Source organism: Pseudoalteromonas sp. 2CM28B, assembly GCF_023161935.1.
The window spans coordinates 12,283-25,950 of the sequence record NZ_JALNTH010000015.1 but is presented as its reverse complement, the minus strand read 5'-3'; the positions used below and the strand labels follow the sequence as shown (position 1 = coordinate 25,950).

The 13,668-nt window shown below is 41.4% G+C and carries 9 protein-coding genes and 3 pseudogenes; 6 read left to right on the top strand and 6 right to left on the bottom strand.

Going from position 1 to position 13,668, the window contains the following annotated elements; genetic code table 11:
* Positions 1–38: 38 nt before the first annotated feature.
* Positions 39–656 (top strand): glutathione S-transferase family protein, encoded by a 618-nt coding sequence (locus tag MTN96_RS18905; RefSeq protein WP_248532504.1) that lies wholly within the window; start codon positions 39–41, stop codon positions 654–656.
* Positions 657–890: 234 nt separating this feature from the next.
* On the opposite strand, the gene MTN96_RS18900 is transcribed toward MTN96_RS18905, so the two are convergent.
* Both MTN96_RS18900 and MTN96_RS18895 read right to left on the bottom strand, forming a co-directional pair.
* Positions 891–1,199 carry a YkgJ family cysteine cluster protein gene (locus MTN96_RS18900; protein ID WP_069439088.1) on the bottom strand — a complete coding sequence of 103 codons (309 nt, stop codon included), beginning with the start codon at positions 1,197–1,199 and terminating at the stop codon, positions 891–893.
* Between the two features lie 46 nt (positions 1,200–1,245).
* On the bottom strand, positions 1,246–3,177 hold the full coding sequence (locus MTN96_RS18895) for an ATP-dependent DNA helicase RecQ (RefSeq protein ID WP_248532503.1): 1,932 nt from the start codon (positions 3,175–3,177) through the stop codon (positions 1,246–1,248).
* Positions 3,178–3,411: 234 nt separating this feature from the next.
* Between MTN96_RS18895 and MTN96_RS18890 the strand changes: the two genes are divergently transcribed.
* Positions 3,412–4,716, top strand: coding sequence for an NAD(P)/FAD-dependent oxidoreductase (locus MTN96_RS18890; RefSeq protein WP_248532502.1), 1,305 nt, complete (start codon positions 3,412–3,414; stop codon positions 4,714–4,716).
* A 94-nt stretch (positions 4,717–4,810) separates the two neighbouring features.
* Complete coding sequence (locus MTN96_RS18885; protein ID WP_248532501.1) at positions 4,811–6,310, top strand: DUF2235 domain-containing protein; 1,500 nt, start codon at positions 4,811–4,813, stop codon at positions 6,308–6,310.
* Between the two features lie 68 nt (positions 6,311–6,378).
* Here the strand turns inward: MTN96_RS18885 and MTN96_RS18880 are convergent.
* Positions 6,379–6,643: pseudogene (locus MTN96_RS18880) on the bottom strand (glucose/galactose MFS transporter); the annotation flags it as partial.
* Positions 6,644–7,083: 440 nt separating this feature from the next.
* Between MTN96_RS18880 and MTN96_RS18875 the strand changes: the two are divergent.
* A complete protein-coding gene (locus tag MTN96_RS18875; protein WP_036983666.1) occupies positions 7,084–7,809 on the top strand; it encodes a MauE/DoxX family redox-associated membrane protein in 726 nt (241 codons plus the stop codon).
* Between the two features lie 445 nt (positions 7,810–8,254).
* On the opposite strand, the gene arfA is transcribed toward MTN96_RS18875, so the two are convergent.
* The 3 genes and pseudogenes from arfA to MTN96_RS18860 form a co-directional block, all read right to left on the bottom strand.
* Positions 8,255–8,455 carry an alternative ribosome rescue factor ArfA gene (arfA, locus tag MTN96_RS18870; protein WP_013462885.1) on the bottom strand — a complete coding sequence of 67 codons (201 nt, stop codon included), beginning with the start codon at positions 8,453–8,455 and terminating at the stop codon, positions 8,255–8,257.
* A 373-nt stretch (positions 8,456–8,828) separates the two neighbouring features.
* The gene (locus MTN96_RS18865; RefSeq protein WP_214552360.1) at positions 8,829–11,357 is read right to left on the bottom strand and encodes a TonB-dependent siderophore receptor; all 2,529 of its coding nucleotides are present in this window, start codon (positions 11,355–11,357) and stop codon (positions 8,829–8,831) included.
* Between the two features lie 270 nt (positions 11,358–11,627).
* Positions 11,628–12,004: pseudogene (locus MTN96_RS18860) on the bottom strand (transposase); the annotation flags it as partial.
* 52 nt (positions 12,005–12,056) lie between these two features.
* On the opposite strand from MTN96_RS18860, the pseudogene MTN96_RS18855 reads away from it, so the two are divergent.
* Both MTN96_RS18855 and hemH read left to right on the top strand, forming a co-directional pair.
* Positions 12,057–12,449 (top strand): annotated as a pseudogene (locus tag MTN96_RS18855) (two-component system response regulator); the annotation flags it as partial.
* Positions 12,450–12,527: 78 nt separating this feature from the next.
* Positions 12,528–13,547, top strand: a complete 1,020-nt coding sequence (gene hemH / locus MTN96_RS18850; protein ID WP_036983660.1) for a ferrochelatase — start codon at positions 12,528–12,530, stop codon at positions 13,545–13,547.
* Positions 13,548–13,668: the final 121 nt, after the last annotated feature.

Below are 13,668 nucleotides of genomic sequence, written 5' to 3'. Positions count from 1 at the left end.
GCGTTACTGCACATGCAGTAACGCCAACAAGGACTGACATGATTAAACTACACCATTTAAATAAATCGCGTTCTAAACGTATTATTTGGCTTTTAGAAGAGCTAGATGTTGATTACGAAATTGTTACCTATCAGCGCAATAAAGAAACCTTTTTAGCCCCTGACGAACTAAAAAAAGTGCACCAACTAGGTAAGTCGCCAGTGATTGAAGACGATGGCCTAATTGTTACTGAATCTGGCGCTATTACCGATTACCTTATTACTAAGTACGGTAACGGAAAATTTGCGCCAAAGGCTGGCACTGCTGAATATGTAGATTATCAACAATGGTTACACTTTGCAGAAAGCTCAGCAATTTTACCGCTTTTACTTAAAATGTTTGTGCAAAAAGATGGCGCTAAAACCCAGTTTTTAGAAGGCTATGCTGATGCTGAAACCGCTAAAGTGATTAGCTACTTTAACAGCCGTCTTGAAGGCAAACGTTATTTAGTGGGCGAAACCCTAACCGGTGCCGATTTTATGATGTCGTTTATTGTTGAAATCGTTAAAAATGCAGGCCAATTAGAGCACTTTAAAAATCTGGTTAAATACGATGAGCAATTACAATCTCATGAAAAATTTCACACCGCTAACGAGTTAGAAGCTAAATACGATTAATTAGCTTAAGTACAAAACACAGATAAACCAAAGGAGCTTTTTAAGCCTCTTTTTTTGTACGTATGTTTTTATTATGCCAATCCGCATAATTAAGTGATCTATTTTGAGGATGGATAAACGTGTTGATAGCAAGGCAAAAAATTCGCTATTTAGTTGTTCTAAATGAGAATTTTTTAACGCAAATAGTGGCACGTTTAACCCCTGAAAACGATTAAGTATTATTACGGATTGGTATTAAATACCCGCTAACTCTCGCTCAGTAATACACTCACCCGATGCCATTTCAAACTCGCGACACACTAATGGGCGGTTTTCGTAAATAGAGCACATTAGCGTGTTACGATCGAGTGCTTCGCACCAGCCATCATCAGCGCGTTTCATTACTTCACTGCCCCATTTATCATAGGCAATAAAATTAAATGGCACTCCAGTGTCGGTCACTATGCGTACTTCTAATTGGCAGCAACATGCTTGGCAATTAGCACAGGTTACGGGCTCTGGCGCTGAGTTTATATTTTTAACGGGAATAACGGTGTGCGGCATAGTGGCTTACTTTTTAGGATAAGCCACTAGGATACAGGAACTACGATCAATTGCACTGAAGTAATGTCGCTTTTATTTCGCTGTAGCGCTGCTGCTCGCACAGTGCAAAACCACTTAGTTGACGTACTTTATTACGCGCAAACAGTGGCACGCTCATTCCCGCTAAAAACCGGCATTGGGTTTCAATGCCCACATTGTGCACGCCTTTAGTTGCCATGTGGGCTAAAAACTCATTGACCTTTTGGCATATAAGCGCTGTATCAATCTTTGCAGGGGGAATTGAATATTCAAGCTTAACCGAATCCCCACGGCACACCGAGCAATGTCCACACTGCTGTGGCGCATTCACATCATCAAAATAACGGGCTAAGTTATAGCTTAAGCAAGATTGCAGCTCAAAAAAGCGCACCAAAGCAGCAATCCGTTTTATTTCCGCTTGCTCTTTATCGGTAAAATAATCGTGTAACTGCTGGGCAAGTGCGGGATTATTAATCACCTCGCTATGCACTTTGTACACGTGAGTAATACGTTTGGTTTCAAGGGTGATAAGGTTTTTTTCAGCTAAATAATCAAGCGCGGCTACCACACGTTTACGGTCAACCTGCGCGGCTTGCGTTAGGGAGTCAAAATTAAGTGTGCCCCATATTTTTTTAAAGTCGGTATGACTAAATATTTGTGTTAAAAAAGCTTGGCGCTGCTCATCAAACTGACTAAGTAACTCATTTTTATCAACCAAAAATTTATACTTAAAATCGGCATAATAGGCATACTGCGGCGTTATTGCGCCTTGCATTTCAAGCTGTACCAGCAAGGTTTTAAGGGCAAGCTGGCGAATATTACTCTCACTCGATAAGCTATATTCTTGCATTTCCCATTGCTGTTGAGCTTGGCGAATATCGTTAATCACATATTCAATACCGCTGAGCTCTGGGGTATCGCCGTAAATAAAGTTTTCTACTGTATTTAAGCCATCTAAGTTAGCCAGTGTGTAACAGTTCGATGGGTTGCCATCACGCCCTGCGCGGCCAATTTCTTGGCTGTAGTTTTCTATTGATTTAGGTAAATCGTAGTGAATTACAAAGCGTATGTCTGATTTATCAACCCCCATACCAAAGGCAATGGTAGCAACCACTACATTTATTTTGCCTGCCATAAAATCGTCTTGAATTTGCCCGCGTAGGGTGTCTTCAAGCCCTGCATGATACGCCACTGCTTGCAGGCCCTGCGCGCTGAGCATATTAGCCACTTGCTCAGCACTTTGCTGCAGCGTGACATACACAATACCGGGGCCGGTTTGCGCACGGACAATTTTAGTAAGCTCATTGTTTTTATCCGCCGTTTTAACACTCAGCACATTTAAATCTAAATTAGCGCGATAAAACCCCGTTTGCACAATACATTGTGGCTCAATAGCAAAGCGCTCGGCCATATCGCGTTTTACTTTTTTAGTGGCGGTAGCGGTTAATAGTAGCACTAACGGAATATTTAGCTCTTCACGGTAACGAGGTAGTTTTAGGTAATCGGGTCTAAAGTTATGCCCCCATTCAGATATACAATGCGCTTCGTCAACAACCAACATAGAAAGCGCCACTTGGCTTATAAACTCCCTAAAGCGTTCGTTTTTAAAGCGCTCAACCGACACCATTAACACTTTAACTTTACCACTTCGTACGTCGTTCATTACAGTGCTACTTTGCATTTGGTCTTGGCTTGAGTCGAGGCTGGCGGCATAGATGCCTTTGCTATTTAAAAAGCTAATTTGATCTTTCATCAAGGCCAATAACGGCGATACCACCAGCGTTAAATGCGGTAAATGTAACGCGGTGAGTTGATAGCACAACGACTTACCCGATCCTGTAGGAAATATTGCCAGTGATGATTGGCCATTTAGCAGCTGCTCTATGGTTTGTTGTTGCCCTGCTCTAAACTGATTAAAACCAAAATGTTGCTCAAGAGACTGAACTAGCGAGGTACTCATAAAAGCGTCCTTTTTATGTCGGTGCCCATAAATGCTGTAAATGCGCAGTAGATGAAATATTTGCATATCAGTATACATTAAATGACGTGATTTATTGCTGACATATCCTTTAATTAGGCGCACACTATAGCCCCATAAAAACGTGCTTTGCCAAAATAATTTTTTGATACCCAAGTCATTTTAAAAATCAACGTACAGAAATTGCTTCGGTATATTATTTTTAAGGGCATTGTCATGGATATAACCATACCAAAAATCGTCATCATCGGCGGTGGCGCTGGTGGGCTGGAGCTAGCAACTCAATTAGGGCACAAATTAGGAAAGAAGCAACACGCAAATATATTACTCATCGATAAAAATCGCACTCATATATGGAAACCGTTATTGCACGAGGTTGCAACTGGCTCTATTGATGCCGATTTAGATGGGGTTGTTTACTCCGCGCATGCTGCCAAACATCACTATAACTTTCAACTTGGTACCTTTTGCAATCTCGATAACAACAATAAAACCATCACCTTAAGCCCATTATTCGATGAATTAGGGCATCAAATTTTACCCAAACGCACCGTTCATTTCGACTACCTAGTTATTGCCATTGGCAGTGTGAGTAACGACTTTAATACGCCAGGCATTAAAGAGCATTGTTTTTACCTCGATTCAAACCAACAAGCAGAGCGCTTTCAACACGCGCTGCTGGATAACTTTACTCGCCTTCATCAAGACGACGACCCATTACACTCATTAAATATCGCCATTGTTGGCGGTGGAGCAACTGGGGTTGAGCTCTCGGCTGAGCTGTATCATGTTTCTGATTTACTAAAAATATACGGTTTAACCAATATGTCGGCTAAGCGTTTACATATTCATCTGATTGAAGCGGGTCCCAGGATTCTTCCGGCGCTGTCTGAGCGAATTGCCAGTTCGGCCAAGCGTGAGTTATTAAGATTAGGGGTTACCGTACGAGAAAACACCCAAGTTAAACAAGCAACCGAACATGGCTTTATCACCAATGATGATGAGCAAATAAATGCGGATATTATGGTGTGGGCGGCGGGCGTAAAAGCACCTGACTTTATTAAAGAGCTGGGTATTTTTGAGCTGACTCGTAATAACCAAATAAAAGTAAACGAGTACTTACAAAGCAACCTTGACCCACAAATATATGTGCTAGGTGATTGCTGCGCGTTTACGCAAGATGATGGTACGCAAGTGCCGCCACGCGCACAATCGGCACATCAAATGGCACAATGCGTTGAAAAAAACTTAATCGCCACATTACGTGAGCAGCCCCTTAAAAAATTCGAGTATAACGACCATGGCTCACTGGTTAATTTATCGCGCTACAGCACAGTAGGCAGCTTAATGGGTAACCTAACCAGTAATAGCTTTTTTATTGAAGGTAAAATTGCCCGCTTTATGTATATTTCATTATATAGAATGCATCAGCGCGCTATTCATGGCAGTGCCAAAACCTTTGCTTTGTGGATCAGCGAAAAAGTGCTGCGTGTTGTGCGTCCTAAAATGAAGCTGCACTAGCCAAAATTAAAGACAGTGGTAATTTAAATTACCACTGTCTTTAATTTTTAATATTAGCTATATAAAGTACACAAAAATTTTAAGGAAACAGCCTATGTCGGATAAAACGCTTATTTTTAATTTTGATGGTACCGGCAGTGAACCCCGAGACGCAGATCAGTTTAGTACAGAGCATTTTAAAGAAGACGCCAGTATTTCTAATATTTTAAAACTACACTTATTGCTCGGTGGTAAACTTGATGATTCTCCCACCACCCCATTTTCCAAACAGTTAAGTTTTTATTACCAAGGCATAGGCACTAAAGGTAGTCGTTTAAAACGAATTTTAAATCAAGCACTCGCCCCACGTTCAGACGATGTAGCCAGCATTTTAAATCAAGCTATTAATGATTTTAAACAGCATTATCAAAGCGGTGATACTGTGTTACTTACCGGTTTTAGCCGAGGCGCTGCATTAGCGCGGCGATTTGCAAAGTGCTTAGAGCCTCTCATACATGAAAAGGTGTATTTATGTGTGTTTGATACAGTGGCCTCAATTGGCATGTCAAAAGTGAGTAAAGCCACTTGGGGTGCAGAGCATGTTATTTTTGAAAATCACACCATTGCCAGTAATGTCTCTGAGGCGCTGCACTGTGTAGCGCTTGATGAAAAACGTCGCGCCTTTGAACCGACCTTAATGAACCAGCAAGCTAACATTACCGAGCTGTGGTTTGCAGGAGCCCATTCCGATGTGGGAGGCGGCTACTATCGCGATGGACTTGCCGATATTTGCTTGCGTTATGCACTTGAGTGGCTCATTGCTCAGCCACTGTCAGTTTCATTGCTAACCAGTCATGACATCGATTACGAAAACCTTTTACCTGAGAGTAACTTGGTTGCCCAAGACGATGTGACTGTTATTCCCGATCCCCTGGCGTTAAGTCATCAGCAAAATTACTTTTGGCTAAACCCATTTTTTAAACTTGTTGATAGGCAGTGCTGTGTATTAATTGACGATGAAATCAGCCACGCCGCCCCATTAATACATCACAGTGTTGCACAGCGAATTAATAAACTAACCAGCTATCGTCCCGAATCGTTAAAAAACTTACATTATAAAATGATTTACAGCGACGACAGCACGTTAAACTTTATGGGACTCAGTGCCCATATAATGCTAGGCAACCAAAATATGAGTTTACTTAGCATAAACCAAAGCCAAGATGTGATGGTATATGCCAGTGAAGCCTACAACGCCACCGGCTTAATGCTTGCCCAAGGTGCGACCTACCGTTTTACACCTTATCCTAATCAATATTGGTATGACGATGGTATAAAGTGCCCCCCTTCTGGATGGCATCGCGATAACGTGCAGCTCGGCGTTAAAGAAATCCCCATGGCATTACTTGAGCCATTTAGACGTTTAGCTACAGCGCAGTGGTTTAGTTTAATCGGCACGATTGGTCAAAGCGATGAACACGCCTTTGAAATTGCCGAAGGCGTTGAAATAACCATTAAAAAATCAGGAGAATTTTGCCCATTTGCTAATGATTTAAGTCGTTTTTATGGTGCGAATGCCGGTAGAATAAAACTTAAAGTAACGCGATTAAGCTGATAAATAGCCCAAATAATCAGTGCACTTTATACAGCAAAGTGCACTGAGCTAGGGATAGCTGGTGGAGGTTATTGCTTTTTCATTTTATGGCCTTTCACGGCATAAAATAATATGAATAGATAACAAGGTAACAACACCGAGTAGCCTATTTGTAACGAGGTAAAGCCACTCAGTGGCCCCCATAATTAAAAGCGCAGAACCAGTACTAGTAAGTTTACCCAATCCTGATAACGCTAGTGGGAACACCGCAGGCCAAACAATCGCGTTTGCTAAGCCTAAAAAGGCAATCATCAGTAAAACATCAGGCAAATTAGCGCCGCCTAAAGGCACCAATGACCGCGATATTATTAAACTATACACACCAGAACTGGTTGTCAGAGATTCAACAGCCCCTCCTATAGTTTTATAATTAATTAGCTGGCATGCGCTGCAAGTCCCCCCTTCAGCGCTTAAAGCATTAAAAGCGGCCTAATTTTTGAACGCATAGTCTGTACCACTGAGTTTATTAACAATAAAACGGCACATGTTGTAAATTTTACACTTAGGGTCTGTTGATCTTTCAAGGTTATATAACTCAGTTAACCTCTCTAATACCAATTCGCTTAATTAACTGAGCTATTTTGAGGGAGGAAAATCGTGTCGATAGCAAGGCAAAAAATTTCGTTATTGAGTTGTTCTAAATGAGACGTTTTTAACGTCTGTTAGCGTCTGTTCTACCCCCTCAAAATGATTAAGTATTATTGCAAATTGGTATAAATATACAGGAGTAAAATATGGCCAAGTCAGCCCAATTGTATAGAATGGCAACCGATGAACATATTTGCCCATTTGGTTTAAAATCTAAAGATTTACTTGAACGTCAAGGCGTTGAAGTAGACGATCATTTACTCACCTCAAGAGCCGATACCGATACCTTCAAACAAAAATACGGTGTAAAAACAACACCACAAACATTTATAGATGATGAGCGTATCGGTGGTTATGATGAACTCAGAGAATACTTTAATAAATCCCCTGCAGGCCAACAAGGCACAACGTATACGCCAGTCATTGCTATTTTCGCGGTTACCTTGTTGCTAAGTTTAGCCTTTTCGTTGAGCGGTGCAGGATTAAGCATGTATACGCTTGAGTTATTTGTTGCGTTAACCATGGCGGTACTTGCCATTCAAAAGCTGCAAGATTTAAACAGTTTTTCGAATTCCTTTATCACTTACGATTTACTCGCCATGAAAGTGATCCCCTATGCCTATGTTTACCCATTTTTAGAAGCTTTTGTTGGCGTGGCCATGATTGCAGCACTTCCAGTTTACTTGGTTGCACCTATCTCTTTGTTTATTGGTAGTGTCGGGGCAATATCCGTGATTAAAGCCGTGTATATAGACAAACGCGAACTTAAATGTGCCTGTGTTGGCGGCGATAGCAATGTACCGCTTGGCTTTATCTCACTAACCGAAAACCTATTTATGATAGCAGCCGGTATTTGGATGCTAGTTAAATAATAAAAAGGCGCGATAGGTTTAAAACCTACCGCGCCCTTCATGTTTTGATAGCGGGCTACGAGCTAAGAGCTACGGGAGAAGCATTCCTGTTTTTATATTTTCTCATTAACCCTCACTCACTTCTCTGTGTTCAAATAGGGTTTAGTAAATTATTCACAAAGAGGACAAAGAGACGCTGCGCTAAAAGAGCAGGCTAAAGGCGCTAGGTTGTGTTCGCTGCTCGTCACTCGTAGCCCGAAGCCCGCTGTCTTCTCTGTGTTCAAATAGGTTTTAATAAAACTTTTACAAAAAGGTTATGAGACGCAGCGCTGAAAGAAAAGGCTAAAGGCGCTAGGTTGTGTTCGCTGCTCGTCACTCGTAGCCCGAAGCCCAAAGCCCAAAGCCCGCCTTATTTCAGCAAACACTTAGCCAACTCGCGACAAAAGCCCTATTTGATCGGTGCTATTTAAGCCGCGATTAAATAGGACTCTTGTCCTGCATGTTTGTTACTGCGTTTAAACGAGCCTTTGCCTTTTTTGGCTTTAACCACTTGCGGTTTAAATACTTTAGAGGTTACCAGTGCTGCCAATGCGTTGTGTTTTATCACGCCGCGCCCAGTGTCTACTGCGGATTTGTTAACCGCTTTTGCTTTGCTTTTTTTCGCCATTTATTTTTTCCTATTAATAAAATGAGTATAACGAGGGATACATACCCCACCATGTTATTGATGGCGATTGTATGCTTAATTTTCAAGCATGCAATCATTTTTAATGCTGTTTTAAATAACCTGAACTTTGGTTAAGAGATTTACTAACGTATTGAATCAAAATTGATATTTATATTTATTTTCTCTAGCCAGAGATTTCCAGTGAAAACAAGGCGAAATTACGCGTCAATAGCTCGCCTATTGCAAGTAAATTCAACGTAGTTAGCGCTGTAAATAGCTGCTTGAGATAGATTTATTATCCAGAGTTCAGGTTAAATATATTTTAGCCATAAAAAAAGCGCCGTTTATAACGGCGCCTATTTAGCTTACAAAATTAAAAACTAAAGCTTACTTTTGCGTAGTAAGTGCGACCATCAAAGCCGTAGGGTACGGCACGTAACGGGTATTTAAATGCCCCATTTGAAATAGCGTTTAATACTTCATCATCGCCTAATTCATCCGGTGTTTCATCAAATACATTGTCTGCACCTACCGATAACGCAAACATATCGTTAATTTGATAACTTACATTTAAATCCACTAATACGGCTGATTCTACCGTACTGGTTGCTTTAAATGAGCCATCTGTTGCAAGTTCAATATGGTCATTACCAAAGTACTTCACATCGGTTTCGCCAAAGTAATTAAAGCGGATCATTGAGCTATACGCGTCACGCTCATAATCAAACGTTAGCGTTGCACGTTCGCCCGGCTGCCCATCAGTTAAAAAACTACTTTGAATATCATCAAGTGCTACATTTTCAGGAATACCCGGTGCTGCATTAACACTGTCAATTTTAGTTTCATTTAAATTACCAGCAAACGTAGCAGAGAAATTACCGCCATATAAATCGGTACGGTAGGACGTAATAATGTCAACACCCTGCGTTGTTGAATTCACTGAGTTTGAAAAATAGTTCGCTTGTACTGCACCCGTTGCCTGTAGCGCGGCAACTGCATCAGGACTAAATGCCACATCATCAGCTGATAACAAGCTGCCCAGTGTAATACGGTCTTCAATTTCTACACGGTAAAAATCCACAGTTAACGATAAATCGCTCGTTACATCATAAACAAAGCCTGCACTGTAGTTCGTTGATGTTTCAAGCTTTAAGTTATCAACGCCTAATGCAGCTGGAAAGGCAGAGCCTGTTGTTGCTGTAAACGACTGGCTTAACGTGCCGTCAGAACCTAAGTTAGTGGTAAACGCAGTGTAACCGCTTTGCTGTAATGATGGCGCTCTAAAACCTGTTGATAACGCACCACGTACCGCAAAATCATCGTTAAATTCATAACGCGTGGCTACTTTACCAATTATGTCGTCACCCGCATTAGAGAAATCTTCGTAACGAAGTGCTCCGCTAACATTCCACGCATCGGTAACCATGGTTTCTGCGTCAATATAAACGGCGTAGCTATCGCGATCACTTTTATTTGATGCTTCAGGGCGAAGGCCGTTGTAGGCTTGAAAACCACATTGTGCAAATTGATTCGGATCGTTCACTGATGGGTATGAAGTATCTGTGTTAGCAGCGCCACACGCGTATGAGGCTTCTTCACCGGGTACAATTTCATAGTTTTCTTTACGGTATTCAGCACCAATTGACACGTATACAGGCTCACTGCGGCCAATATCAACAATCCCGTTCACATCCGCGTTGAATGTTGTTTGGTCAAACCTAAAGCCACCCGAATACCCCTCAGTTGGTCCTGCATTTGCAGCAATATCGGCATCACTTGCACCTGGGTTATTAAATAAATACTCAGCAGCATAAGAGGCATTTAATGTATTGCGTGATGTAAAGTCGTATTGGTTTTCACCATATACCGCCGATACATCGTAATTCCAATCAGGGTTAATATCGCCTCTAAAACCAATTGAAACAGAGATATCCTGTGCTTCATTGTCTATTTGCGGTAAAAATCCATCGCTATAGACTTGAATTACGTTTTTAGATGCTTCATTAAAGTTACGATAAAAGCCGTTACCTAGTGCAGTACGCTCGGAGTAACCACCAAATGAATAAAGCTCACCCTCACTTATTGGCAATGTCATATTGTAAAATACCGAAGTAAATTCACTCTCTGCATTACCTTGTCCCCAACGAACTTCGTCCGATAAAGTACCTGGTGCGACATTAAGCGAACCTCCAGTATCTCGCTCGGCACGATTGGTTTTATCTGCATCGCGGTACTCAAGCGATAAATTAATAAAACCACCTTCGTTGCCTAGTTCAAAACCACGATTTAAACCTGCAGAAATTGTTTCCCCATCGCCTTCTGCCGTTTCACCGTATTGCACATAACCTGTGGTTAAATCTGTTGAGTTATTAAGTGATAAATTGATAACCCCCGCAATCGCATCTGAGCCGTACTGCGCCGCCGCACCATCACGTAAAACCTCAACCCCTTTTAAGGCAATAAGCGGGATCGCATTCATATCAGTCCCCGCAGAGCCACCGCCCACGGTACTAGTTAAACCAAAAATAGATTGATTATGGCGGCGCTTACCGTTGACTAAAACCAGCGTTTGATCTGGCTGTAAACCGCGTAATGTTGCTGGGCGAAATAAATCGGAACCGTCAGAAACTTGTGTACGAGAAAAGTTAAACGATGGCGCTGTCGCTTGCAAGCTTTGCCCAAGCTCGGTAAAGCCGCCTTTGTTTAAATCATCCGCGTCAATTAAATCAATAGGTGATGACGACTCTGTTGCTGTTCGGTTAGAAACTCGCGACCCTAACACAGATATTTGCTCGATATTCTTTTCAGCTTGAGCAGGCGCTTCTTGTGCATTAACCACACTTGGTGCACTGAAAGCAAAAGCAACCGCTACTGCCAAGGTGTTTAAACGATATGTTGACATAATGATGACCCTGTTTTGTGTATTCTTATAATGTGTGTGGGGTATATTCCTGCACCCCATTGCTAACATCCTAGCAACATACACAAACAAAAAGAAACAGAAATTTGATAAAATTAGCATAAGAATGCAAATAGCTTTAAAAACAGGAAAATAACACCTATAAAAGCTCAAAATACAACCAAAGTTGCAATTTAATATCACACCTCCCAAAGTTAATACAATGTTAATATTGAGATTTTATGCATAATTAACCTCAGATCTGCATAAGAATTAAAGCCGAGTCACTTTTATACTCGGCTTTTTAGTCTGAAAAGTATAGGCTATTAATCCAGCCATTAAATTAACCATAAATGAGATGCCGCTGCGGTGCCTTGTGTGGTCTATTTGAGCCATATTTTTCAGCTGGTCGAACACTGTTTCAATGATGAAACGCGTTGATAACATCGCTCTATCCCAAGATGATATTGGCTGACGTTTCATATTACATCGTTGACCTGTAATAAAATCAATCCCTTGCTCAGCAAGTTCCGCTTTTAGGTTTGCAGATACATAACCTTTATCTGCGTATAAACTACCTGTAACCTTATCGACCATATCTAATACTGGCTGTCTATCATCAACATTCCCAGCTGTCACTTTTATAGCTAATAACCCCCTTCATCATTCATGATGAGATGAAGTTTAAAGCCATAAAACCAGCCCATTGGTGCTATGGTGTTTAGTGTTGCTCGTAACTATTGGGGAGAGTTACGAGCAAAGTGAGCCGTTACTTACAACAAAACAACGCCATCAATTTGCACTCAATAGTATTAAATCAAACAGTGGCAGCTTATATCATCCGCGTATTGTCGATGCACTTGAAGCCAGCCACGCTAAACTCATCGCCTCTGACAGCTCTATTGGTTCAATAAAGGTGATGAGCGCACAAGAACTCAAAGAAAATATGACATTGGCAAACTCACTGCACAGCCATACAGGTATTATGCTTTTGCCTAAGGACATATTTTCAATACGAAATCGATTGTTAAGCTACAACAACTCGAAGCCAAAAAGCCAACTCCGTTTAGAATTATGGTTAAAACGGCTAAATGATTGATCTAAAATACTCTTTTATTCGTTATACTAAGCCATAATAGTTACTTTCAAATATATTGCTTGAAGGAGCACACAGTGTCGCGATTTTCTGCCGTTACCGATAATCCCCACGACGGGCGTTTTAACCAAAAAACAGGTATTTTATTAACCAACTTAGGTAGCCCCGATGCCCCCACAGCAAGCGCGTTACGTGTTTACTTACGTGAGTTTTTGTCAGATCCGCGTATTGTAGAAATACCACGTATAGTGTGGATGATAATTCTCCATGGCATCATTTTGCGTATTCGCCCAAAACGCTCAGCTAAATTGTATAAAAGCATATGGACCGAAAATGGCTCGCCACTGACCCACATTACACGCCAACAAAGCATTAAATTAAATGCCTTATTAAAACAGCACGGCTATACCAACACCGAAGTGGTTATGGCGATGCGCTATGGTAATCCATCAATCGAAGCGGGCCTTGAAGAGCTCAGAGATAAAGGCTTAACCCGTATTATTGTGTTACCACTTTACCCACAATATTCAAGTCCAACCACAGGCTCAACATTTGATGCCGTGGCAAATGTATTAAAAAAATGGCGCTGGGTGCCAGAGCTACACTTTGTAAATGGGTATCACAAAAACCTAACCTACCTAGAGTCGCTTGCTAACAGCATTAGCGAAGATTTAGAAAAACACGGCATGCCACAAAAAATGGTGTTTTCATATCATGGTATGCCTAAACAGTTTTTAGATAATGGCGACCCCTATTACTGCCTATGCCAACAAACCACGCGTTTAGTGGTAGAAAAGCTAGGCCTAGATAAAGACAAAGTGATCACTACTTTCCAAAGCCGTTTTGGTAAAGCTGAATGGTTAAAACCTTACACAGATGCAACTCTTGAGAGCTTACCTAGCAAAGGAATTAAAGATGTGGCTATTATCAGCCCTGCCTTTAGCGCCGACTGCCTAGAAACACTTGAAGAATTAGAAGGTGAAAACCGAGAGATTTTTGAAGAAGCCGGCGGCGAAAAATACCGTTATATAGCAGCGCTTAACGACCGTGACGATCACATAGACGCTATGTTTGATGTGTTAAAGCCAATGCTTTAAGGCAGCAAAGAGCAGCGGTTAGGTTTTAGCTGTCAGCGATCAGAAAAAGATTAGCCAAGTACGGTGTTCGACTGTAGGTGTGAGTTTACCTCGCGCGCACAGTACCAAACCCGTTGCTCGA